This is a genomic window from Desertivirga brevis (genome assembly GCF_017355835.1).
The window spans coordinates 102285-128108 of the sequence record NZ_JAFEWF010000012.1; the positions used below are offsets into that span (position 1 = coordinate 102285).

At 42.5% G+C, this 25824-nt stretch carries 11 protein-coding genes; 10 read left to right on the forward strand and 1 reads right to left on the reverse strand.

The annotated features are described in order from the left end of the window. The first annotated feature begins 48 nt into the window (after positions 1-48). Positions 49-372: a hypothetical protein gene (locus J4N25_RS23645; RefSeq protein ID WP_207424361.1), complete on the forward strand. Its 324-nt coding sequence runs from the start codon at positions 49-51 to the stop codon at positions 370-372. A gap of 131 nt (positions 373-503) precedes the next feature. Here the strand turns inward: J4N25_RS23645 and J4N25_RS23650 are convergent, their stop codons facing one another. After that, positions 504-1382 (reverse strand): AraC family transcriptional regulator, encoded by an 879-nt coding sequence (locus J4N25_RS23650; RefSeq protein WP_207424362.1) that lies wholly within the window; start codon positions 1380-1382, stop codon positions 504-506. Positions 1383-1515: 133 nt separating this feature from the next. Here J4N25_RS23650 and J4N25_RS23655 point away from each other — a divergent pair, with 133 nt between their 5' ends. The 9 genes from J4N25_RS23655 to J4N25_RS23695 all read left to right on the forward strand — a co-directional run bounded on the left by J4N25_RS23655 (position 1516) and on the right by J4N25_RS23695 (position 25681). Further along, positions 1516-2862, forward strand: a complete 1347-nt coding sequence (locus J4N25_RS23655) for a sugar porter family MFS transporter (protein WP_207424363.1) — start codon at positions 1516-1518, stop codon at positions 2860-2862. 42 nt (positions 2863-2904) lie between these two features. Continuing rightward, on the forward strand, positions 2905-6228 hold the full coding sequence (locus tag J4N25_RS23660) for a DUF5107 domain-containing protein (RefSeq protein ID WP_207424364.1): 3324 nt from the start codon (positions 2905-2907) through the stop codon (positions 6226-6228). Between the two features lie 16 nt (positions 6229-6244). Next, a complete protein-coding gene (locus J4N25_RS23665; RefSeq protein WP_207424365.1) occupies positions 6245-9142 on the forward strand; it encodes an exo-beta-1,4-galactosidase in 2898 nt (965 codons plus the stop codon). A 46-nt stretch (positions 9143-9188) separates the two neighbouring features. Beyond that, a complete protein-coding gene (locus J4N25_RS23670; RefSeq protein ID WP_207424366.1) occupies positions 9189-11621 on the forward strand; it encodes a beta-galactosidase in 2433 nt (810 codons plus the stop codon). Positions 11622-11841: 220 nt separating this feature from the next. Beyond that, positions 11842-13521: a DUF5060 domain-containing protein gene (locus J4N25_RS23675; RefSeq protein WP_207424367.1), complete on the forward strand. Its 1680-nt coding sequence runs from the start codon at positions 11842-11844 to the stop codon at positions 13519-13521. After that, entirely contained in the window at positions 13508-17857 is a 4350-nt protein-coding gene (locus J4N25_RS23680; RefSeq protein WP_207424368.1) for a hybrid sensor histidine kinase/response regulator transcription factor, read from the forward strand. Before J4N25_RS23675 ends, J4N25_RS23680 begins: the two co-directional genes overlap by 14 nt. A 475-nt stretch (positions 17858-18332) precedes the next feature. Beyond that, positions 18333-21548, forward strand: coding sequence for a SusC/RagA family TonB-linked outer membrane protein (locus tag J4N25_RS23685; RefSeq protein WP_207424369.1), 3216 nt, complete (start codon positions 18333-18335; stop codon positions 21546-21548). Positions 21549-21578: 30 nt separating this feature from the next. Then, entirely contained in the window at positions 21579-23507 is a 1929-nt protein-coding gene (locus J4N25_RS23690; protein ID WP_207424370.1) for a RagB/SusD family nutrient uptake outer membrane protein, read from the forward strand. Between the two features lie 23 nt (positions 23508-23530). Further along, on the forward strand, positions 23531-25681 hold the full coding sequence (locus J4N25_RS23695; RefSeq protein ID WP_207424371.1) for a hypothetical protein: 2151 nt from the start codon (positions 23531-23533) through the stop codon (positions 25679-25681). Positions 25682-25824: the final 143 nt, after the last annotated feature.

The window sequence follows — 25824 nt, forward strand, 5'->3', positions numbered from 1 at the left end:
AAGGGCCTCTGTCGACTGTAAATTTGTTAAGAACAAAAGAAAACAGTCATGAAAAAAGCGTTAGTAATTTTAGGGTTGTTTGCCGTTTCATTTGGTGCCTTGGCACAAGAAAAAAGCGAAGTAAAACAAAGTGATCTAAAAGGTCCTGAATATAAAAACTATAAGCATTGGATGCATAAGGTTGCGCCAACAAAAGTAACTTCAGCCACCACTGTAGAAACACTTCAGGGTCCTGAGTATAAGAACCGTCAAGCGGGAAGAAATGCTTCAAAAGCAGAGCAATCCCTGGTGACCACAGGTGGTAATGAGCAGCAGAAATTGAAAGGTCCTGCTTACAAAAACTTCAATCACCATACAGGAAGACCAAATTAAGCATAATCTTGCTTCAACTTCTTATTGTTGAAACACATACAATCCGTAGAGCTTAACATAAGGCTCTGCGGATTTTTTTTATTACGAAACCTACTACCTCTCTTCAAATAATAATACTATCTCACTAACTATCATCCTTTGTGTTGTTTCCTGTATTGCAGAGGCGAAATGTTCATTTGCTTTCTAAACATCCTTGAAAAGTAGTACTGGTCATCAAATCCAACCTCCTTGCAAATTTCCTTGATGGTCATCTTGGTAAAATAGAGATATTGACAGGATTTCTGGATCTTCAATTGTAGAAAGTATTGGATAGGGGCGTATCCGGTGCGTTCACGGAAGAGTTCCGAATAGCGGGAGATCGAATAACTTGCCATCATAGCCAATTCTTTAATACTAATATTTTTGGAAAGGTTGTTTTTCATATAGCTTATTGAATTTGCCACCCTGTCTTCTTCTTCTTCTTCTGACGAGGTGAAATATATGAATGAACTAAGAAACTGTAGCAGTTTGACGTAAAGAAGATCGATTTCCCGTGTCCCAAGGTCATTCTCGAGGAGATGAAATACTTGATGATAGACGTTTATTAGTGAGGCGTCGTAAGGGATTGACTTTAGTTCAGATGTATACCGCTCGTAGAGGAGGTCGGCAGTTGAGCCTGTAAAATGCACCCAGTAAATACTCCAGGGTTCTCTTAATGAACTTCCATAACTATGCGGAATATTTTTACAAAGTATAAAATAGGTATTAGCCGTTAAGGTGAACTCTTGTTCGTCAATTTTTATCCATCCTTTCCCATTGGTGCAATACAAAAGTATGTACTGATCGCAGCCTGTCTTTCGTTCGCGTTGGTGAAAGGCAGCGTGAGGATAATGTCCTACCGCAGTGGGATGCAGGGTTTTACCTAACGGATTTTGTTGTATAGCCAGAACCCGGTCGGGCGATAAGACAATCATTTGTTGTCCGGGAAAGCCCTCTTCAATCTTGTTTTCCTGCTTTGCTTTGAGTTCCATACTATAGTATGAGAGTAACAGTAGTATTAGTTTGACGTCGTAAGATAATCCATTTTATTAAATTGATAATCCATTTCGGAAAGAATAGCAAAAACTACCTTTACAATTCCAATTAGACCTGAAATTATAAGAAATGGCTTCTCAAAACGTGACTTTCAACAATAGTTACATTCTCGGAATTTCTTTTATCTCTGCTTTAGGGGGGTATTTGTTCGGATTTGATTTTGCCGTAATTTCCGGTGCACTTCCGTTTTTGAAAGCAGAATTCCAATTGGACGCCTGGTGGGAGGGCTTCTTAACCGGATCGCTTGCCTTGGGTTGTATTGTTGGTTGCTTAGTGGCCGGAAATTTTTCCGACAAGTATGGCCGCAGACCAGGATTGATGCTTGCTGCTGCAATTTTTGCGGTTTCATCACTGGGAATGGCGTTTTCTAACTCGCTCGCTCTTTTTGTTTCAATGCGCTTTATAGCAGGGATAGGAGTGGGAATGGCTTCCATGTTAAGTCCCATGTATATCGCCGAAGTATCTCCTGCGCATGTAAGGGGGCGAAATGTTGCGATCAATCAATTGACCATAGTTACCGGTATTCTTATTACCAATCTTGTTAATTATATCCTCGCTGATAATGGTCCGGATGCCTGGCGATGGATGTTCGGTTTAGGAGCTGTTCCTTCTGTTTTATTTTATCTGGGTGTAGTTTGGCTGCCAGAGAGTCCTCGTTGGTTATTTAAAGCTGGTAAGACGGAGCAGGCGAAGGTCGTTCTATACACCATTGGATCGGCAGAATTTGTTAAAAAGACGACAGCAGAGATCGAGAAGTCGCTGGTGGGTGGAACGAAAACCTCATACTCTGCTGTATTTGAAAAGGCAGTAAGGCCTGCTGTGCTGGTAGGGATTACCCTGGCTGTATTTCAGCAATTGTGCGGGATAAACGTTGTTTTCAACTATACCTCCACCATCTTTGAATCGGTCGGAGCAAGTCTTGACCGGCAGCTTTTTGAGACGGTTTCTATTGGCATTGTTAATCTGCTGTTTACACTGCTTGCCATGTGGCAGGTGGATAAGTTGGGGCGCAGGCCATTGATGCTCATCGGCTCCATCGGCTTATCGATAGTTTATATAGTTCTGGCCTTTCTGTTGCAAAGTCAGGCTGCGGCAGGTGTCGTTTCCATTTTTGTTATGATGGCTATTGGCATGTATGCTACTTCTTTAGCACCAGTAACCTGGGTGCTTATTTCTGAGATTTTCCCTAATACTATCCGTGGTGTAGCATCTTCTGTTGCCATTGTATCTCTATGGAGTGCTTATTTTATCCTGGTATTTACTTTCCCCATTCTGGCGGAGAAACTGGGTACTTACGGTCCCTTTTATCTATATGCAGTGATCTGTTTTCTCGGATTTCTATTTGTGCTTCGAAAGGTGAAGGAAACGAAAGGGCAAACATTGGAAGAACTCGAACAAAGCTTTGCCGGGCACTAGGCTTGCAATTCTCAATTAAGGTATTAAAACAATTAGTATAGTATGAGCAATAATCCTGTAACGGTTTGGGAGGAGAAAGTAAGTATCCCTACTTATGGAATTGGCCAACCCGATAAGAACCCAATGTTTTTTGAGAAGAGGGTTTACCAGGGAAGCAGCGGGGCGGTTTATCCGAATCCGGTTATTGAAAAGATCTTCGACGAGAAAGTTGATAAAGAGTACATAGGCCTGTTCCTGGAAAATAAGTATCTCAAGATCATGATCCTTCCGGAATTGGGAGGACGGGTTCAGATGGCCTATGATAAGATTAAGGAGAGGCATTTCATCTACTATAACCAGGTGATTAAGCCGGCGCTCGTAGGCCTCACTGGTCCCTGGATCTCTGGAGGAATAGAATTTAACTGGCCGCAACACCATCGTCCAAGTACCTTTGAACCGGTTGATTATACCATTACTGAAAATGAAGACGGAAGTAAAACCGTGTGGGTAAATGAGGTTGAGAAGATGTTTCGCACGAAGGGAATGGCATGTTTTACTCTTCATCCGGATAAGGCTTATTTAGAAATTAAAGCTAAGCTTTATAATAGAACTAATTTGCCGCAAACCTTTCTGTGGTGGGCAAACCCGGCTGTTAAAGTGAATGATGATTATCAATCCGTTTTTCCACCTGATGTAAATGCTGTGTTCGATCATGGTAAGCGTGATGTTTCCACTTTTCCGATTGCTACCGGTACTTACTATAAGGTAGATTATTCTCCCGGTACGGATATTTCCAGGTATAAAAATATTCCGGTCCCTACTTCATACATGGCTATTAACTCGGTGTATGATTTTATGGGAGGCTATGAACACGATACCCGTGCGGGAGTTTTGCACGTTGCCAGTCACCACGTGTCTCCGGGTAAGAAACAGTGGACATGGGGGTATAGTGATTTCGGGCAGGCCTGGGACAGGAACCTCACAGATGAAGATGGTCCTTATATCGAGCTGATGACTGGTATGTTTACAGATAACCAACCTGATTTCAGCTGGTTGATGCCTTATGAAGAGAAAACCTTCACACAGTATTTTCTTCCTTATCAGGAATTGGGACTGGTGAAGAATGCAACAAAGGACTTGTTGTTGAATATCGAAAAGGCGGATGATAAGGCAGTTATTAAAATATATGCTACTTCAGTCCAGTCGGGTTTAAAGCTTGTATTTTCTCTAGAAGGCAATGTTCTTCACGAAGAGGGCTTTTCTATACGTCCTGAGGAGGTATATGAAAGAGAAATTCAGCTTCCGGTAGGTGGCGATGAGAAGCAATTTTCAGTGAAAATACTGAATGCTGCAGGACGGGAGGTATTAAAGTATGAGCCTGTTTCCAACAAACAGAATCCTATGCCAGCTCCTGCAAAGGCTGCCTTAAAACCCGAGGAGGTAGAGAATAATGAGCAATTATTCCTTACTGGCCAGCACCTGGAGCAATACAGGCATGCTACCTATAGTCCGCTTGATTATTATAACGAAGCGCTTAAACGTGATCCAAAAGATATTCGTTGCAATAATGCTTTAGGTTTATGGTACCTGAGAAGAGGGAGGTTTGCCATAGCACTTGATTATTTTAAGAAGTCGGTTGAAACGATAACAAGCAGAAATCCTAACCCCTACGATAGCGAACCTTATTATAACCTGGGATTAACTCAAAAGTACCTGGGTAATGATAGAGAAACCTACAATGCTTTCTACAAAGCAACCTGGAGCAGCGCTTGGCAGGATATTGCTTATTTCTCAGTTGCTCAAATAGATGTGATAAGAAAGGACTTTGATCTAGCCTTGGAAAATATCAATAAAGCGATTGACCGTAATGCCAACAATGGGAAGGCATATGTTTTAAAAGCGGCTATATTGAGAAATCTTGAAAAATATGAAGAAGCCTTTGCTGTAGCTGAACAGGCACTAAAACGTGATTTGTTTAATCTGGGTGCTCTATATGAAGAAGCACAAGTGCTTAATGATTTGGGAAGAACTGAAGAAGCTGGAAAGGTGATTCAGCGACTTTTAACTCTATCCAGGCAGAACGCTCACAATTTGACCGAGTACTCTATTGATTATGCTGCTGCAGGGCTTTATGAAGAATCAACTGAATTGCTTCGCTTAGTAGCTGAGGATGATAGTAGTCCGCTTACAGATTACTACCTGGCATTCTATTTTCATAAACTAAACGATGTAAGAAGTTCTTTACACCTTGCGAAAGCTGCCGAGGCCAGTTCTTATCTATGTTTCCCCAACCGTGTTGAAGATATTGCGGTTCTCGAATTTGCAATTAATAAAAATCCTGCTGATTATAAGGCTCCATATTACCTGGGAAACTTTTGGTATGATAAACGCCAATATCAGGACGCGATTAATAACTGGGAGCTTTCTGAACAAAGGAATTCTACATTTCCAACAGTTCACCGGAATCTGGCAATAGCTTACTTTAATAAACTTAATTTAGCGGATAAAGCTCTTGGAAGTTTTGAAAAAGCATTTGCCCTGGATAGATCCGACGCAAGGGTGTTAATGGAATTGGATCAGCTTTACAAGCGAATCAACAAAAGTCCGCAGGAGCGAATAAAGCTGCTGGAAGAAAATCTTGAAACGGCAAATCAGCGTGATGATCTTTATCTTGAGAGGGCCGCTCTTTATAATTTTCTGGGCGACTTTCAGAAAGCCTACGATCTGATCATGGCCAGAAAGTTTCATCCCTGGGAAGGTGGAGAAGGCAGAGTATCCGGTCAATACATCTATTCCCTGGTTCAACTAGCAAAGCAAAACATTGGAGATGGTAATTTTAGGAAGGCCATTTCTCAATTGGAGGAAGCCCAGTTCTATCCACACAACCTGGGCGAAGGAAAGCTGTTCGGAGCGCAGGAGAATGACATTTTCTATTGGCTGGGATGTGCCTACGAAGGTCTGGGCGAAACACAGAAAGCCATAGAGTTTTTTGAATTAGCGACAGTTGGTCTATCTGAACCTGGTGCTGCAATGTTCTATAATGATCAGCAGCCGGATAAGATCTTCTACCAGGGACTGGCATGGCAGAAATTAGGAGCGGAGGAAAAAGCCAGGGTTATTTTTGAAAATCTTGATAGATATGGTAAAGCTCATCTGGAAGATGAAACTAAGATTGATTACTTTGCAGTATCACTTCCTAACCTGCTGATCTTTGAGGATGACCTTAATTTAAGGAACAGGATCCATTGTTTGTATATATCCGGATTGGGACTAGCCGGAATGGGACAAGCTGCTGAATCTGAAAAAGCTTTACGTGAAGTGTTGGAATACGATGCGATGCATTTTGGAGCCCACTTGCATTTAGAGCTGGTATTGAAAGAATTATGATATAGGAACAACATTCATGATCAAATTAAATAAATTTATTCTATTCATCGCCTTTATTGCATTCACAGCCTTTAAAGGCGATGAAACGATTTCTTTAAGCGGGAAATGGAAGTTTCAGGCAGACCCTAATGGTAAAGGAATTGCTGAAAAATGGTTTTTAAAAAGCCTGGCAGAGGAGGTTAAACTACCTGGATCAATGGCGGAAAATCTAAAGGGCGACGAGATTACCCTGAAGACCAAGTGGACCGGTAGTATTTACGATAGCTCTTTTTATTTTAATCCCAGGTTAGAGAAATATCGCCAGCCTGGGAATATTCATATCCCATTCTGGCTAACTCCTCAGAAGTACTACGTAGGTGCCGCCTGGTATCAAAAAGAGCTGAACATCCCTTCGGCATGGAAGGGAAAGCGGGTGGTTCTTCATCTGGAGAGATCACATATTGAAACAAGGGTATGGGTAGACGGAGAGGAGATCGGGATGCAGAACAGCCTTGTGACGGCTCATGAATATGATCTGACTAAGAACTTAAGTCCTGGTAAGCACTTGATCTCGATCCGGGTGGATAACAGCATTAAAGAAATTAATGTAGGGCCCGACTCCCATAGTATTACTGATCATACCCAGGGAAACTGGAACGGTGTTGTTGGTAAGATTGCGTTGAACGCTGGTTCGCCGGTCTTCTTTGAGGACATCCAGGTTTTTCCGGATATAAAGAACAGGAAGGCAAGAGTAAAGCTGAATATCAGGAATACAGGATCAGAGAAGACATCCGGTAAGATTTCGATTTCTGCGAAAAGCTTTAATGTTGAGGCAAAAGATGAAACACAGATTGTTTCCAGCGCTTTTTCGGTTGCAAAGGCCGGCAATACATCTCTGGAGCTCGAATTGCCATTTGGGCAGGGCATGCAAACCTGGGACGAGTTTAATCCGGCATTGTACAAGCTGACCGCAATTTTAACTACAAAAAAGGTTGAAAGTACCAGGGAAGTACAATTTGGTATGCGGGAAATTAAGATTGAGGGCAATCGCTTCCTGATAAACGGTCGCCCGGTATTTCTTCGTGGCACTTTGAATAATTGCGAGTTTCCTCTTACTGGTTATCCAGCCACTGCGGAGATCGCTTGGGAACGGATCTTTAAAATTGCGAAAGATCACGGCCTTAATCATATGCGCTTCCATTCTTGGTGTCCGCCGGAAGCTGCTTTTATAGCAGCAGACAAAATAGGGCTATACCTTCAACCTGAGGGGCCAAGCTGGCCTAACCATGGGCCCAAGATTGGTCTCGGGCAACCCATAGATCAGTACTTATACGATGAAACAAACCGCATGGCGAAGGCCTACGGTAATTATGCTTCCTTTACCATGCTTTCGGCAGGAAACGAACCGGCAGGCGATCAGGTTAAATATTTGAATGCTTTTGTGGATTACTGGAAGAATAAAGATGACCGCCGTGTATATACGGGAATGTCTGTAGGGGGAAGCTGGCCCATCGTTCCAAAGGCAGAATTTCAGGTAAGAGGCGGAATACGGGGACTAGCCTGGGATAAACGTCCTGAAACTGTATCTGATTTTTCTCAGCCTTTATCCAAATTCAAAGTACCTTTTGTAGCTCATGAGATCGGTCAATATTGTGTATTCCCTAATTTTGATGAAATCAGGAAGTATACCGGAGTGTACCGTGCCAAAAACTTTGAGATGTTTCAGCAGGATCTGAAAGACCGTGGAATGGGAGCACAAGCTCAGGATTTTCTAATGGCTTCAGGAAAGTTGCAAGCTCTTTGTTATAAGAATGAAATTGAGAAGATGCTTCGCACACCTGGTTACGGAGGTTTTCAATTATTAGGATTACAAGATTTCCCGGGACAAGGAACTGCACTTGTTGGAATCCTTGATGCTTTCTGGGAAGGTAAAGGCTATATGTCATCCAGCGAGTTCAGGCGTTTTTGTAATACTACAGTACCTCTTGCGCGTCTTCCAAAATTTGTTTTTAACAATAACGAAACATTGGAAGCAGGAATAGATATGTTCCATTCAGGAGCGGCACCCTTAACAAATGCTGTAATAAGCTGGACAATAAAAGGTGCGGAAGGTAAACCAGTGGCATCGGGACGTTTTGAAGGTAAAAGCATAGAAATAGGAAATGGTATCCCTGTTGGGAAAATAAGCTATCCATTATCCTCCATAACAGAACCAACTCAGCTTAACCTGGAAGTTCGTGTAGAAGATACGCCTTTTGTAAACGATTGGGATTTTTGGGTTTACCCTGACAAAACCGAAGAAATTAAGAATGATGTCTATTATACTACAGTATTAGATGAGAAGGCCAAAGCTGTTTTAAGTAGAGGCGGCAAGGTATTCCTTAATGCTGCAGGCAAGGTAGTAAAGGGCAAAGAGGTTGCCATGCATTTTCTTCCTGTTTTCTGGAATACCTCCTGGTTCAAGATGAGGCCTCCTCATGTTACGGGCATGTTTATCCGGGATAAGAGTCCAGCCTTTGCAGACTTTCCAACCGCCTACCATTCCGACTTGCAATGGTGGGATATTGCTGATCGATCTCAGGTAATGATCATGGAAGGTTTTCCTGCAGGTTTCAAACCCTTAGTTCAGCCAATTGATACCTGGTTCCTGAACCGCCGGTTAGCCTTGATTTACGAAGCTAGGGTTGGAAAAGGAAAAATCATTGTTAGCAGTGCGGATCTGAGAAAGGATATAGACCGGCCAGCTTCCAGGGCATTATTCTATAGTCTCCAAAATTATATGGCTTCTGACAAATTCAATCCTCGGGAAGCGGTAAGTTTTGAGGTGATAAAAGACGTGTTTGTAAATCCTTCCAGGGAGCAATTTAAGACGTACACGAAGGATAGTCCTGACGAATTGAAGCCTAATTCAAACCAAAATAAAGTTAAACCATAAGTGTAATTCCTGAAGCCGAATTTGCTTCCCTTTTTTTTGTAAGCCCATGAAACTTAATACCTTTTTATCGACGTTTCTTTGTTGCCTTTATTTTGCTGCGGGCAGTCAGACGATCTATTCAATCGATGCAAGTGGCATTCCTGAAGAGCCGCGTAATACATTAAAACTTGGAGGCGAAGGGGAAAACGGGCAAAGTATTGCGGTAAACAATCAATATATAAGCCTTAATGGAAAGCCATGGATACCGATTACGGGCGAATTTCATTTTTGTCGTTATCCAAGCCGCTATTGGGATGAATCGCTGAAAAAAATGAAGGCGGGTGGTATTAACACTGTAGCTACCTATTTATTTTGGAATATCCATGAACAAAAGGAAGGGAAGTTCGACTGGTCGGGGGATAGGGATGTAAGGAAGTTTTTAGAGCTTTGTAGAAAAAATGGATTATATGCTATTGTCCGTATCGGCCCATTTGCCCATGGTGAGATACGTAATGGAGGGCTTCCCGATTGGCTTTTGGGAAAACCTCTTTCTATTCGTTCAAATGACCCTCTCTACTTATCCTACGTCGAGAAGTTCTATAAGGCCATTGCTGATGAAATCAAGGGTACCTATTTCAAGGATGGAGGGCCGGTTATTGGTGTTCAGATAGAAAATGAATATCAACACTCCGCTGCTCCCTGGGGATTAACTTATCCAGGGCAGCCTCATGATATGACCGCCTCTGAGCGCGACCTGGCCTTAACTCAGGAGGGAGTTGGTGTATCCCGGGAGAATAATCCATATGCAGCCTTGGGTAATGATCATATGAAAATATTAAAGGAGCTTGCTGTGAAAGCTGGACTGATTACGCCTCTTTATACTGCAACTGGCTGGGGGAATGCAGCTATCGTGCCTAACGAGAGTATTCCGGTAACTGCGGCTTACGCCTATCCGTTCTGGACACCTAAAAAGGATATTTCTCCTTTTTTCTTGTATAAAGACATGAGGAAGAAGCCAGACTATTCTCCTGTGCGCTATGTCACGGAGGATTATCCTGTTTTTCCGGCTGAATTAGGTTCTGGTATCATGACTGTGTACTCCCGGCGTCCTATTGCGGTTCATAAAAGTTTCGATGCCATGATCAACCGATGCCTGGGCAGTGGGGCCAACGGAGTAGGATATTATATGTATCACGGCGGTTCGACTCCTCACAACGACGCTTACTATTTCAGTGATGAGGCTTATGGATTACCCAAGATCTCTTACGATTTTCAGGCTCCTATAGGTGAGTTTGGCCAGGTACGTGAAGGGTATCATCGCTTGAAGCTGCTACATTGGTTTTTAAACGATTTCGGCGATCGTCTGGCGCCTATGAGAATTGTGTTACCAGAAAATGTATCCTCTTTAAAGCCGGAAAATATTAGCGAACTGAGGTATTCGGTCAGGAGTAATGGCACTTCAGGCTTTCTCTTCCTGAATAATTTTCAGGACGACACGACGATGACTTACAAACGGAACCTTCGCTTCTCCATTAATACCTCTAAAGGAAAAGTTAACCTTCCCGCTTCCGGCTCTTTCGACCTTCAGCCTGACGAGAATCTTATACTGCCTTTTAATTTTAATATGGAAGGGGTGAACCTGCAGTATGCAACGGCGCAGTTGATGGCTCGAGTTGACAATCCAGAAGATCTATTCTATGTGTTTTTTGCTCCTGAGGGGATTAAGCCTGAATTTTCTTTTGCTCCTGGTGTGAATGTAAATGCCTTAAATCTTACCACCGTCAAAAATACTGCTGGCAGTACCATAGTAACAGCACTTGGTGACAGAGCAGAATTTTTGATTACTGAGGGTAAAAGACAAGTTAAAGTGTTGGTGTTAACGAAAGAAACTGCACTTAAAACTTACCTGGTAGATATTGCAGGTAAGAGAAGATTAATATTTTCGGAGAACACGATCATTCCGGACGAAAATTCTCTTACAATCTTGGGTAGGGAAAATAACAAGCTTTCCTTTGAAATTTATCCGAAAGTGAATTCAGGAACTATCAGGAGCAATAACCCATTAAAATCCACCAAAGCTGGAAGCAAGTCTGTCTCTGCGTATTCAATTACACTACCGCAAAGCGATTTTACGGTGCAATCAGTGAAATTTGGAGAGAAGAAGTTTTCCATTAAGCTTCCTGATCTAAGTCCTGCCTTAAATGATATTTTTCTTCAGATAGACTACACCGGGGATACTGCTATGGGATTTGTAGATGGAAATCTTGTGTTTGATGAGTTTTACAAAGGTATGCCCTGGGACATTGGCTTACGAAACCTGCTGAGCAGCAACAAAGCCCGTGAAATGGTTTTCTATATCCGGCCTCTCCATAAGAATGCTACGTATCTGAAGGATCTAAACCAATCGACGCTGCCGGACTTTGGAAACTCGAAATCTTTACTAAAAGTTAATAGTCTGAAGTTTGTGCCGGAATATAAAACTGTAGTGAGTTTTCAATAAGGTTAGAAATAGGTAAACGGAGTTGGCTTGTTAAATAAGTTGATCTGTCTTGGTTGGATAGCCGGCACCGCGTTACGTATCCTGAGTTTTACAAGAAGCATCTTGACGCGTTTTCTAATAATTCACTACCTTTAAATTTTACTGGCCGGCCGCTTAATTCCATAGCTTTTCCTTCAGGGTAAATGTATTGACAGTATTTAAGTAAATACAGGTAAGGGACATGAGCAGGTCAGGAAAATTTATTAAGGCATTTATATCCATGTTTAGATCCATTACCTGCTTAAAATCCTTTATAACCGTTAAACTCTTTATTGTCCTTGTTTTACTTCTTGTTTCAAGCAGACTAACAGCCCAGCAATCAGTAGAGAAATGGGGAATGTTTGAAGTCGTCTTAAAAGGTTCTGAAGCTGGAAACCCTTATATCGGCACTACCTTAAGCGCAGTTTTTCATAACGGGGAGAAGACTTACCGTACTGAGGGTTTTTATGATGGAAAGGGTATTTACAAGATCAGGTTTATGCCCGATCTGGAAGGGGTGTGGAGCTATTCGATTGAAAGCAATAAGTCTGAGCTGAATAATCAGAAAGGCAGCTTCACCTGTACAGCAAGCTCTGGAAAAAATCATGGTAAAGTGAGGGTACGTAATACCTATCACTTCGAATATGCAGATGGAACACCCTTTTATCCTTTTGGAACCACTATTTATGAATGGCCTTACCAGGATGCTACTACAAAAAAACAAACCCTGGAGAGCTTAAGGAAGAGTCCCTTCAATAAAGCAAGAGTCCTGGCAATACCGCCTTACAAAGAGAGATATTTGAACGGCCCATTAAAGCTGACTGATTTTCCCTTTATGGGAAGCTCTAAGGCCGATTGGGATTTTTCAAGGTTTAATCCAGCTTATTTCAAAAACCTCGACAGCTGTATCGCACATTTGCAGGATCTGGGGATAGAGGCTGATCTGATCCTTTTCCGTCCATATGATAAAGGAAAGTGGGGTTTTGATACGATGGATGAAGAAACCAACATCCGGTACCTGAAATATATGATTGCCCGTTACGGGGCCTTCCGGAATATCTGGTGGAGCCTTGCCAACGAAAATAGCTTCATTAAACATCTTACCGATGAAGATTGGGACAGGCTCTTTCAAGTGATCGTAAAGAACGATCCTCATGAGCACCTCCGGTCAATCCATAATGCAGACCGGATCTATGACTATAACAAGCCCTGGATCACGCACGTGAGTTTGCAGTACTATAACGCAGCTAAAGCGCAATGGGGAACTCCTTTGTTAAAGGACATTTACAGGAAGCCCGTTGTACACGACGAAATAAATTATGAAGGAAACATCGCGAGTCGCTGGGGGAGGATTTCAGGTGAGGAACTTACCTTCCGTTTCTGGAATGCGTACATTGGCGGAGGTTATGCGACGCATGGAGAATCCTATGTTGAAAGTCCCTGGATATCTAATGGAGGCCGCTTAACCGGTACTAGTCCGGCAAGGATTAATTTTTTAAGGAAAATTGTTGAGAGTGGCCCGCAAGAAGGGCTAGAGGCGATCGATCATTTTTACGAGACCAATATGGCCGGAAAGCAGGGGGATTTCTACCTGGTTTACTTCGGAAAGGAGAAATTAAAGGAATGGCCTTTTATACTTCCCAAACGAGGTGTCACTGCCGGAGCTTCCTACCGAGCAGAGATCATTGACACCTGGAACATGACTATTAAGCCTGTAAAAGATGTATTCGAGCTGCAGCCCATGAAAGGGGATAACTACCGTTTTATTGACAAAAATAAAAAGTCGATAAAACTTCCTGGTAGGCCCTACATGGCACTGCGTATTCGAAAAGTAGGCGGTGCTGAGGAGACTTCAAAGGAAATGAAGCATGAGCTGGAGTAAAAGAGGGTATAGACGCTCAATAGTTGAACTCTGCGCAGCGCTGTTTTGCTTTATTTCTACTGGCTTTGCTCAAGGCCTACCTAGTTGCTCGGTTACCCATTTCTCTACTGAGGATGGGCTTTCTGATAATCGAATTTCAACCATAGTCAAGGATAGGGAAGGGTTTATGTGGTTTGGGACCTGGACCGGCCTGAACCGTTACGACGGCCATTCTTTTGTGTCTTACAAAAGTTCCCCTGGAGACAGCTCGGCGTTGAAGAACAACCGGATTGACGAAATTCAGGAGGGCTACGACGGCTATTTCTGGCTGCGGGCAAATGATCAGCAGATCTACCGCTTCAATAAACGTACAGGCCATTTTCTGGCAATTGCTGATATTATCAAGGAGAGTACGAAAGGGCAGTTGGCTTTCAAGAATATTATCCTCTCTGGTAAGAATAGCTTATGGCTTACTTCCCTAAGACACGGAGCTTTTCACATTCAACATGCTAATACATCAACACCTTCATACAAACGTTTTCCCTGCGCAGCAATTAATTTTCTTCTTGAGGATGAGCAAAAGCGGGTGTGGATAGGAACTAAAAAGGGACTAAAACTTCTAGTTTTAGATAAAGGAAAATATAAAGCTACCGGTGGTTATCCCGGTTTGAATAACCTATCGGTAAATGCCATTGCTGAAAGTGCAGATCGTATTTATCTTGGAACAGAAGCAGGAAATTTGTTTGTCTTTGATAAACGATCAGCAGTGCTGACAAATAAAAAGGTGTCTGACTATAGCATTAATTCCCTGCGAGTTTCCACAAAAAACAGCGCTATTTTTTGTGCTACCGAAGGAGGCGAAATTGTTAGCGTGAACCCCAACGACTTATCATTACAAACTTTTGTATTTGCCGAAACAAAACCTTTGCATGCCATACGCGAAGATGGGTCAGGTTGCCTGTGGCTTAGTCCTGATGGCTTTGGTGTGGTTCGATTTGATCCGGCAAATCGCCGGTTCAGTTATTACATGCAGAGTACAGATGCAGATTACTTGCAGAACTTTAGGGGATTCAAATTTTTTGAGGATAAGCAGGGGCGTGTATGGACGGTGATGAAGGGCGCGGGCTTTGGCTATTATGATAAAGGCAGCGATCAGATCTCTTACTTTTATAACAACCCAAATTCAGCTACCCGTCAATTTTCAAATAGCGTTACGGCGGTTTTTTACGATCCGGACGGTGTAATGTGGTTAAGCACCTACGACAGGGGATTGCATAAAGTCAATTTCCATGAAGCGAATTTTAAGATGCAGGTTCCCGTAAGTAATACTCCACTGCGGGCAACAAATGATGTAAGAAGCCTGCTACTGGATAGTAAAAAAAGACAATGGCTTGGTACAAAAGCGGGTGGTCTCTACGTGTATTATAAGTCTGACAAACAGAATCCTGTCCAGGATATCCTTATAAATATGCCGGTGGGAGGGTTGGGACAGGTGTACACCATTTTCGAAGACAGTAAAAAGAATATTTGGTTTGGCACTAAAGGTAAGGGTCTTTATAGAGCAACACCCCTAAATAGCTCTTTAGACAGGTATCATTTAACACATTTCGAAAATAGCAGACGATATGGTTCTCTAAGCAGTAATATCGTTTATTCAATTACTGAAGATAGTGACGGCAGGATTTGGGTGGGGACCTATGGTAACGGTATTAACCTGGTATCTGTGAACGGTGAGACTGTATCTTTTATCAATGCTGACAACCTCCTTAAGAATTACCCTATCCACCATTATCACAAGGTTCGCCACCTGACATTCGACAAATTTGGTCGCTTGTGGATAGGTACCGTTAATGGCCTTATTGTTACAGAGCCCCGCGGGAAAAGACCAGAGGAACTGAAATTCACGATCTATAAAAAAGTTCCGGGAGACATTAACAGCTTGGGAGACAATGATGTTTTGTTCATATTGATTGATTCGGGGAATGAGGTGTGGGTAGCGACAACGGCTGGCGGACTTAATAAAGTGATTGGAAAAACGGCGACGAACCTGGCTTTCAGGAACTACTCTACGCGAGATGGTCTTCCTAGTAATTGCATTACAAGCCTTATTGAGGATCATAAAGGAAACCTGTGGTTAGGGACTCAAAACGGACTAAGCAAATTTGATAAGAAGAAATCGTTTAAGAATTACAATTCCCTGGACGGATTAACTAAGAAGTCGTTCTCAGAAGCAACGGTTTCATGGACGGCAGATGATCAATTGGCATTCGGAATGGCTGGAGGCGTTCTTACGTTTAATCCAGCTCAGATTATTGGAAGCAAGATCAGGGGACAATTGGCTTTAACCAATCTGCAAATCAACAACAAGGATGAAGAACCAGGTTATGGTGTGTTAACACAGTTACTAAATTATACCGGCGAGCTGAAACTGGAGCATGATCAGAATACCGTTTCCCTGGATTATGCGCTACTTGATTATCGTAAATCAGGTGGCGAATCTTTCCAGGTCAGACTGCGGGGGCTGGATGACGAATGGAGTAACAATGGAGATCGTACCAGGGCAACCTATACCAATTTATCGCCCGGAGAATATGTCTTTGAAGTTAAAAGCACGCGCCAAGACTTTTATTCCAACGTCCCATTTAAATCACTAAAAATAGTTGTATCTCCTCCTTTCTGGAGAACATGGTGGGCTTACCTGACCTACAGCTGTATACTAATAGTAATAGTAGGTTTAATACGGAGGACAGAGCTAACCATGATTGCTTTGCGACAGCGAATTGAACTGGAGCATAGATTAACCGAATTAAAGTTGCAGTTTTTTACCAATATCTCTCATGAGCTTCGTACACCTTTGACGCTGATCCAGAACCCTGTGGAAGAAATATTGAAGCATGAACATTTATCTGAGAAGGGAAGGGGTTATGCCAGGATGGTTTCGCGGAATGTGGAGCGTATGGAGCGCTTTATCACACAACTACTTGATCTGCGAAAAGTACAAAGTGGAAATAGCAGCTTGCACTTAAGCAGAAATGCGATAGTGCCTTTTATAGAACAGGTGGTGGCATATTTCTCGGAAGCTTTTAAAGAGAAAAATGTCAGACTAAAGATAGCTTGCCCTGGCGAAAGCGTGGAACTTCTTTTCGATGCCGAGAAGATCGAGACCGTTTTATATAATATTTTTGCGAATGCACTGAAGTTTGCACCTGCAGATAGTCAGATTGACGTGGAGGTGGTAAGCGAGGAATCGCTTTGCCGTATTAGTATAAGGGATCAGGGAACCGGGGTAAAGGAAAAGGAGCTAGGTGATATCTTTAAGTTGTATTATGAGGGCGAGTCGTCTGGCTCGAAACAACTGAAAGGAACAGGGATCGGCCTTTCTATAGCAAAGGAGTTTATTAAGTTACACGGTGGCAATATTTACGCTCGAAATGTAGAGGGACGCAGCGGACTGGTCGTAGTTGTCGAGCTTCCCACCAACCTTTCTGAAAACACAATTTTAAAAGATTCTATTGATAGCGAAATCGTCGTCTCCCCTTCCCGCCACAGTACGACGGTCGAGGCCTCCATCTCGGAAGCCTCGACCAAAAGAACGAGTATTTTGCTGGTTGAAGATAACAGCGATGTTCGATTGTTTCTTAAAGAGCAATTAAAGGAGCTTTATGACATTGAAACCGCAGAAAATGGTTTGGAAGGGATTGAAAAAGCAAGCCGGTTTCGTCCTGATCTTATCTTAACCGACGTCATGATGCCGGAAATGGATGGGATTGAAATGCTAAACACACTAAGGAACAATGCTGAAACCAGTCATATTCCCATAATAGTACTTACCGCTAAATCCTCTGTAGAAAGTCGAATTGAAGCCCTCAAATATGGTGCAGACTATTACCTTACCAAGCCTTTTAATACTGAAATGTTGCTCGCAGTAATTGCAAATCTAATCAGACAACGTCAGCGATTTTTTAAACTTCTTGCAGGAGATGAGCAAAGCGAAGGTTCATCCGATCCCCGGCCTGTTATTACAGCTTTTGATAAGGCTTTTCTAAATAATGTTATAAAGTTTGTAGAGGACGGATTGCATGATCCGGACTTTAGTGTGGAATCTATGGCTGATAGTTCTAATATGAGCAGGTCGGCTTTCTACCGCAAGTTGAAAGGGCTCACGCAAAAGGCACCGGTGGAATTCATACGGGATATACGGCTTAAGAAAGCGAAAGAATTATTTGATCTGGGAGGACAATCGGTAGCCGAGGTTGCCTATAAAGTTGGCTTTGATAACACTACTTATTTCAGTAAATGTTTCAAGCAGTTCACTGGTTTTGCCCCCTCCGAGTATAGTAAAAGAAAGCGTAGCTAATACATTTTGATACCCCGGATTTTAGTGAGCATGTATGTTCAGACATAGCTGTTTGTATTTGCACACCATAGTCTGGCGCAAACCACTGAATCTGTTTTAAAAGCGCCTTTAAAGTGCTCCAGATGCAATAATTGGTCAAAAAGTGCTGATAGTTGACTAAATATTACTGACGTGACCAGCTGTTTCCTGATAAGTTTGCCCTAGCGAATAACCAATTTTAAGCCAATTACAACAACGCTATTTGCTGTGGCGAAATTAACTAATATAAATAATCAAAAAGTGATGCTTGGGCAGGGTGGTAACTTTGGTCGCTGATTCAATACGGCCCCAAAAGCCAGACAGCAATTAATATCTATTAATCAATATCAAACTGAAATTATGAAGTGATAAAAATTTACTATTAGCTATTTATCAGTTATTATTTAACTAACCATTTCCAATTACTAACTAATTATTCATACAAATTTCTTGCATTATGAAAAGACTGCTACTTCTTGCAATCTTACTTTCGGTTTCTTTTAGCCTGTTGGCGCAGGATAGACAAATCACCGGTACGGTAACAGAAAAGGGGACGGGACTGACACTACCAGGTGTTTCAATTCTACTTAAGGGCACCAACGTGGCAACCAAAACAGATGAGAAAGGAAAATTTTCTCTCCGCACTAAAGAAACAGGGACTGTTCAACTCGAATTTAAAATGATCGGGTTTACCACCCAGGTAGTTTCGGTGACGGGTGAGGGACCGTTAAAGGTGTCGATGGCCGAAGAGTCTAAAGGCCTGGAAGAAGTGGTAATTATCGGATACGGGTCTTCTACAGCGGTAAAGAATCTTACCGGTTCGGTTGCTTCCGTGTCAGGCAAGGTATTAGGACGAGTTCCGGTATCATCAGCGGCTGAAGCATTACAAGGTAAAGCAGCCGGTGTACAGGTAACTCTGGCTGATGGTGCACCGGGATCGGAAATTAACATCCGTATTCGTGGAGGAACCTCCGTAACGCAAAGTAATGCCCCTCTTTTTATCGTTGATGGTTTCCCTGTAGATAATATCAATGATATTCCCCCAACAGACATTCAGAGTATTGACGTCTTAAAGGATGCTTCCCTGACGGCTATCTATGGTGCCCGCGGAGGAAACGGGGTAGTTGTAGTTACTACTAAACGTGCCAAGGCTGGCAAACTTAGCGTTAATTTTAACCATAACACGCAGGTAAGAACCCTTGCACGTAAAATCGAAGTGATGGATCCCTATGAGTTCGTCAAGGTTCAGTACGAATCAGTAGTTGGTAATAATACCAACCGTCAGAGATTCAGAGGGAATTTTGGGAACCCAATGGATTTTGATCTATATAAACGTTTTCAAGGAAACGATTGGCAGGATGAGATCCTGGGAGGTAATCCTTTGAGTCAAATGTACAATCTCACCCTTAACGGAGGGACGCAGACACTAAGGTACAATACAAGTATTACTCATAACGAAGAAAAAGGGGTGCTTATTGGATCTGGTATTTCGCGAACTAATGTTAATACAAAGTTTGCTGCAGACCTATCTAAAAAGGTTAAGGTGCAAATAAATCCCCGTTTTATCTATACACAGAACAGGGGAAATGGAGCTGATGCAATTGGATCTGGTGGTTTGATCGATGTGTTACGCTACCGGCCTACTAATGGACTTCGCGAATTTTCCTACCTTCCGACCGAAGACATAGACCCCGAAGACGAGCGCTCGTTTCAATATACCAATCCTAAAGGAGATATTGATCAAAACTATCAGAGAAGGAATACTTATCAGTTCGTTAATCAGGCTTCAATTGATTGGACTTTGTTAAAAGGCCTCATTTTCCGTACCACTGGTTCACATCAGATGACTCATGCGTTCTCCGATCGATTCTGGGGCGACCTAACCCCTACAGCTGCCGGTAACAATCGTTTGCCTGTAGCCGAACTTTCTACGCAAAGGACTAACCGATATCAATGGAATAATACATTAGAGTATACTAGAACAAAGGATAAACATAATTATTCTTTCCTGGCTGGTCAGGAAATTCTAAGCACAACCCGCTTTACAAATACAAATACGTCGCGGTATTTTCCTAAAGCTGTTGAACCAGTAAGGGCGATACGAAACTTCGGTTTAGGAACTCCCTGGAGATCTTTATCAGCAATAACTTCCCCTGAAAGGCTATCATCCTACTTCGGACAAGCCAGGTACAATTTCGATCAGAGGTATCTCTTCATGCTTACTTACCGGGCTGACGGATCTACTAAGTTTGCGCCAGGAAAACAATGGGGTTATTTTCCTGCCGTTTCAGGAGCTTGGGTAGTTACAGAGGAACCCTTTATGGCTGATCAGAAGATTTTCTCCCAGTTCAAAATTCGTGCAGCCGTTGGTAAAGCCGGAAATAACAATATTACTGATGATATGTGGAGATATCAGTACGCCATCACGTCAAGTGGTGGACCGGGCTGGGGTGAAACCAGCGAAACCGGCTATGAGTATTATACCAATACAGGTGGAGGAACGATGCCTAACCCAAACATTAAATGGGAAACTACTCTTACCCGTAACCTGGCCATCGATATGGGCATATTCAATGACCGGCTGACTATCACTCCTGAAGTTTACTGGTATACCACAACTGATCTCCTTTACGAAAGTAACATCCCAACAACCACAGGTTATACAAAACAAATGCAGAACGTAGGGCAGGTTACTAACCGGGGCGTGGAGCTTACGGTTAATGCTCAGGTTATTAAGCGTCCTAAGGCTTATTTGAATGCAACTTTCACTTTTGGTGCTAATCGGAAGCGTATTGATAAGCTCAATGGTGCTGAGGATGTTCTATGGATGAGTCCTTCAAGCGGATGGCGATCTTCTGATGCCGATTACATGTTAAAAGTAGGCGATCAGGTAGGGCTTATATATGGCTATGTTTATGATGGCATTTACCGTTTTGATGATTTCGATCTGCAGGGCCTGAATTGGGTGGCTAAACCAGGAACTGTAAATAATGATGCACTTTTTGGTACCCAGCCAGGTAGGCCAAGATTCAAAAATTTTGTAGATGCAGAGGGGGAAAACAATGTAGTAAACGAAAGGGACAGAGTGGTTATAGGGAACACGAACCCTAAATTCACAGGTGGGTTCAATTTGTCAGGAGGCTGGAAGAATTTTGACATGTCTGCCAACTTCTTCTACATGTATGGGTTCGATGTAAACAATGCTACCCGCTATACCTTATCCTCTTTCGAAAACAACAATAACAACTACTTCAATGTGCTTCCGGAGTTTAATTCAAGCAGCCGCTGGAGGTATGCTGATGATGTTTATGGTGACCGGATGGTGAGCAATGCGAACTACGTTACCCAATACCAGGAAGTAAATGCAAATGCTACTATATTCAACCCGGTAGATATTGGGAAGAAAGTAACCCACTCTTACTTTATCGAAGACGGTTCTTTCCTGCGATTGCAAGACCTTACTCTTGGTTATACCTTACCTCAAAAGGCTTTGAGCCGTGTTAAGGTAGGAAGTCTGCGCGTGTTTTTAAGTGGTTACAACTTGTTCTTATGGACCAAATACCGGGGATATGATCCTGAAGTTGATGTGCAAACCGGGCTAACTCCTGGTATAGACTACAATCGTTATCCGCGGAGCCGGAATTTTGTGGCAGGTCTTAATATTACTTTATAGTCCAGGGTATTTATCAAAAAATTATACGAGATGAGGAAATATTTTATAATTCTCAGTACAATACTAATTGCACTTGCTTCTTGTAAGAAGGATTACCTGCAAGTAAGTTCCGACTCAAAATACGAAGGAGATTATGTGTTTGGAAACAAGGAAGAAATCAACAGGGTATTAACTGCAGTTTATGCTTCTCTAATGAGTAGCGACACTTATGGCAATGCTTACTTTAGCACCTTCGCTTTAAACAACGACGTTGAATTCACAGCTTTCGCAGGTGAGCTGCCAAGCGTAAATGGTGAAGATTTCCGGGCCTTTGATGGCGCTGCGCATGCTGGCCCTGTTCTTCGATTCTGGAACAAGGAGTACGAAGGAATTGAACGCGCCAATATTTTTATTGATGGCATTCAAAACAGCGCCGTTTTCAATAAGGACGATAAGGACCTTACTCAGATGCTGGGTGAAGCAAAAGTTCTTAGGGCTATGTTCTATCATGATCTGGTAGTAATGTTTGGGGATGTGCCATTCAATACCGAACCATCTATGAAGCTTGGATCCTCCTTGGTGATCCCCATTAAAGACCGTAATGAGATCTTAAGTTTCCTTATTCAGGACTTAAGAGATGCTGCTTCAGGTATGAAATACGCAAATCAGTTGAGCCATGGAATAGAAAGGGTTTCTAAGGAGTTCTGTTACGGTATGATTGCCAGAATGTCCCTTACAAGGGGCGGTTATGCCCTTTATCCGGAGGGAGGTAGGGGTACAATGAAACGAATGACCGACTACAAAGATTATTACAGGATCGCTATGCAATATGCCGACTCCGCGATCTCTTCTAATACACACATGCTTAACAAGGCATATAGAAACGTATTTATTGACGAGGTTAATAATATTGTAACCAGTAATGACGATCCGATTTTCGAAATTCCCTTTTTGCGATTATCCAGTGGTAATGTCGGGTACGTTACGGGAGGAGCAGTAGGTTCTACTGATAATTTGACTAACCATGTTTGGGGAGCTGTGAACGGTGGAATGAGGTTAAATGCGTTCTATCATTACTCATTCGATCGTAATGATGTTAGAAAGGATTATACAGTTGGGATGTGGAATTATGATGCGGCAGGGCAGCCACAAGTACTGGTTGATTATACAATGTACAATAACAAGTGGTCGAAATTATGGTCAGATCCTTCAAGGGCATTAGGAAACAGCAGTACAGGCAGCACTGGGATTAATTTCCCATATATGCGCTATGCCGACATTCTATTAATGTTTGCGGAAGCAGTTAATGAGGTAGAGGAGGGTGTAAACGGACCGAACGGAGCAAAAGCAAAAGCTGCATTCAAACAGGTACGCCAACGTGCATTCCCGGCGGCTGACCAGCCGACAAAAGTAGATGCGTATATCGCTACGGCGGCTTCATCAAAAGAGTCTTTCTTCGATGCTATAGTTCAGGAACGTAAATGGGAGTTTGGTGGCGAGAACATCCGCTGGAAAGACCTGGTACGCTGGAACCTTTATTCAAAGGTGGTTTATGATAGCTTCAAAGAATATCTTATCGTAGCTTCCATGGCAGGCGGCGACTTTATGGAAGGATCCGACAAGTATCAGACGTTGCCTATCAACAAGTTCTACAAGCGGGAAGCGAATCCTAACAATAAAGATATTTTTCCAAATACCAGCTTACCGATAATCAAATTTTATAACCCCTGGGAGGCTGTTCTTAATCCGGGAACAGATTGGCTGACAGCAACTTTCTACGACTGGTATAACGTTGATACTTCAATGCCACGAAATCAAATCCTCTATTCATTCCGTGGTTACATTAAAGGTGGGCCGACAGGCAATTGGGAAAGTTTTGATGCTAACAATTTGCCTCCGGTACGATATATCCTGCCCATTCCAAGCCAGGCAATTCAACTTAGCAACGGCGTATACAAGAATAACTATGGCTATAATTAATAAGGAATTAAAGGAATTGTAATATGAAAAATAAAGTTTTAATCCTGAACGTTGTTTTGCTTAGCCTCCTCACGATATTTCTTACTGCCTGCAGGAAGCAGATTCTCGAACCTACAGACGAAGAACTAAACAGAGCGTTTATGGCTGTGTTCCGTACCCAGGCGAACACTGGAAAAAGCAATGATCCCCTGGCAAGCCAGGTAGTGAATACAAACGATATATATCTTGTATGGAACGGCATCGAAGGAGCAGCTGGCTATCATCTTAAGATGAAAGTTCAGTCTGGTTCATGGGATAATCCGGCAGATGTTCTTTGGGACACTATCGTTGGACCAGATGTTCTTAAGATCACTAAAAGAGATTTGCAATATTCCACAAAGCATAACTTCGCCATACAAACTCTTTCTCCAAAAGGAGAGGCATATCATTCAAAGTGGTATGGTTTGGGAGACGGTGCTCACCCTGACGATCGTACAGAATTCGAAACGGGAGAACGAAGGGGAATTCCCGATGTGGTGTCGGTTGCAGGGGTAACGGAAAACAGCATGAGAGTATACTTTGACCTGAAAGTGTACAGCAAAGATCCAGCTGTTCTGAATCCTAGTTTTCAATATGAAAATGATAAATTTTTATTAGACGAAATCCTGGTTCAACCAGCTTCTGTAAACAGAGATCTGCCTTCGAAAACAGTTAAGCTTACGCCGGCAGACATTGCGAATGGATATGTAGAAATTTCCGGCTTAAGTTCAAATGCCCTTTATGTTGTGAATGGCTTAAACAACGGTGTAGGGCGTTATTGGGACAGGCTTTATAATACTACCATGGTACGTATGAAAGGTCAAATAGGAGCACCCGTTCTTATTCCTCACATTGTGGATAACGCTAATACCTGGGCTCAACAGAACAATGCCTCACGCCTCGATACTATATTAAATAATTATTTGTTTGACAACACGAAAGCGGAAGGTACTGTATTTATGCTTGAAGCAGGTAAGAAATACTATCTGGGTAGCGGCGTGGTCCTTGCAAAAGGCTTAACCATAAAGTCGAACGCTCCGGGAACGAAAGCAATTCTTTATATGGGTCTTGGTTATAACGATGCTAACAATGCTTCACTTGCTTATAACTTTCAGCTGGGACGTCCTGCACAAGCAGGGGAGATTGGTGGGATCACGATGGGCGATGTTATTTTTGACGATCTGAGCGTAGAGCTACCACTTGCTGTAAACTTCTTCAATCAGTCATTATATCCTGGCAAGGCAATAAACGGTAATTACTTTATAAACCAGCACTCGGCCTCTATGCCATTTACTTGTTCTAAGTTGGAGGCCCGCAATTGTAATTTCCAGGGAATGGTTCGGAGCTGGTTTAGAACCCAAGGCTCGAACCGTCAGGTTATCGAAAATATAACCTTGGAGAACTGCTTATTCCACGATGCTGGAATGTATGATGTTAACGGACGTGGATATTGCTTGATCACTGGCGAAGCGAAGTCGGAAAAAACAAATATTTTCAATAATGTGGTTATTAGAAACAACTCCTTTGTTGGAATTAGTTATGACCAGCTTATCCGGGAGAATGCGAACCTGGCATGGGCTCCAAGTGTTGTTTGGAATGTAACCATTGAAAATAACACTTTCTTAAATGCATTTGCAATTACGAACGGTCGCTTCCTGATACAACATCAGAATCCTCCGGCAAACAGTAAATACACCATTAAAAAGAATCTGTTTATAAACGTTAAAGCTGCAGGAGACGACAGGCAGTTGTTCTTGAGTGGGATGGACTTCAGGACCTACCGTCCGGGTTTAAGGTTCGATATTGCAGACAACTATTCAACCTCTGCAAAGTCAGCAAACAACGCTGTTACCTACTTTACCTCGGCAGAGATCTTCAACAATCAGCCGTTTAGTCACAACAGCAGGGGAGCTGGATTTAACGGAGGCGCCTTGAACGCGGGAGGTCTGGAAGCAACAAGAGTGATCACTGGCCCAACTCCAATTGCACCGGAAAATTTAATGGTGGACCCTTATCCAAGGAGTAAAAAAGTAGGAGCAAATTGGAATACTAATGCTCATATTTATAACCTGAATGGTTTGAAATATAAGAATACTCAGGAGGTGTTAAACCATCCAATTTATACTAAAGGAATTGGAGACCCTCGTTGGAGGTAGTTTAGTGGATATATCTTTTCAAGGATTGATCCGAAAAGCAAAATTTGGAAAGCCTTAAAGAAAGCCCCTCGATTAAGTTCGAGGGGCTCTCTTTGTTAGAAGAGTTTATGGCGGGGTTGCTATTACTGTTTCTGCTCTATTTA

Excerpts from the sequence above, each read along its gene's own strand:
- J4N25_RS23645 (WP_207424361.1), top strand. The coding sequence starts at position 49 with ATGAAAAAAGCGTTAGTAATTTTAGGGTTGTTTGCCGTTTCATTTGGT.
- J4N25_RS23650 (WP_207424362.1), bottom strand. The coding sequence starts at position 1,382 with ATGGAACTCAAAGCAAAGCAGGAAAACAAGATTGAAGAGGGCTTTCCC.
- J4N25_RS23655 (WP_207424363.1), top strand. The coding sequence starts at position 1,516 with ATGGCTTCTCAAAACGTGACTTTCAACAATAGTTACATTCTCGGAATT.
- J4N25_RS23660 (WP_207424364.1), top strand. The coding sequence starts at position 2,905 with ATGAGCAATAATCCTGTAACGGTTTGGGAGGAGAAAGTAAGTATCCCT.
- J4N25_RS23665 (WP_207424365.1), top strand. The coding sequence starts at position 6,245 with ATGATCAAATTAAATAAATTTATTCTATTCATCGCCTTTATTGCATTC.
- J4N25_RS23670 (WP_207424366.1), top strand. The coding sequence starts at position 9,189 with ATGAAACTTAATACCTTTTTATCGACGTTTCTTTGTTGCCTTTATTTT.
- J4N25_RS23675 (WP_207424367.1), top strand. The coding sequence starts at position 11,842 with ATGAGCAGGTCAGGAAAATTTATTAAGGCATTTATATCCATGTTTAGA.
- J4N25_RS23680 (WP_207424368.1), top strand. The coding sequence starts at position 13,508 with ATGAGCTGGAGTAAAAGAGGGTATAGACGCTCAATAGTTGAACTCTGC.
- J4N25_RS23685 (WP_207424369.1), top strand. The coding sequence starts at position 18,333 with ATGAAAAGACTGCTACTTCTTGCAATCTTACTTTCGGTTTCTTTTAGC.
- J4N25_RS23690 (WP_207424370.1), top strand. The coding sequence starts at position 21,579 with ATGAGGAAATATTTTATAATTCTCAGTACAATACTAATTGCACTTGCT.
- J4N25_RS23695 (WP_207424371.1), top strand. The coding sequence starts at position 23,531 with ATGAAAAATAAAGTTTTAATCCTGAACGTTGTTTTGCTTAGCCTCCTC.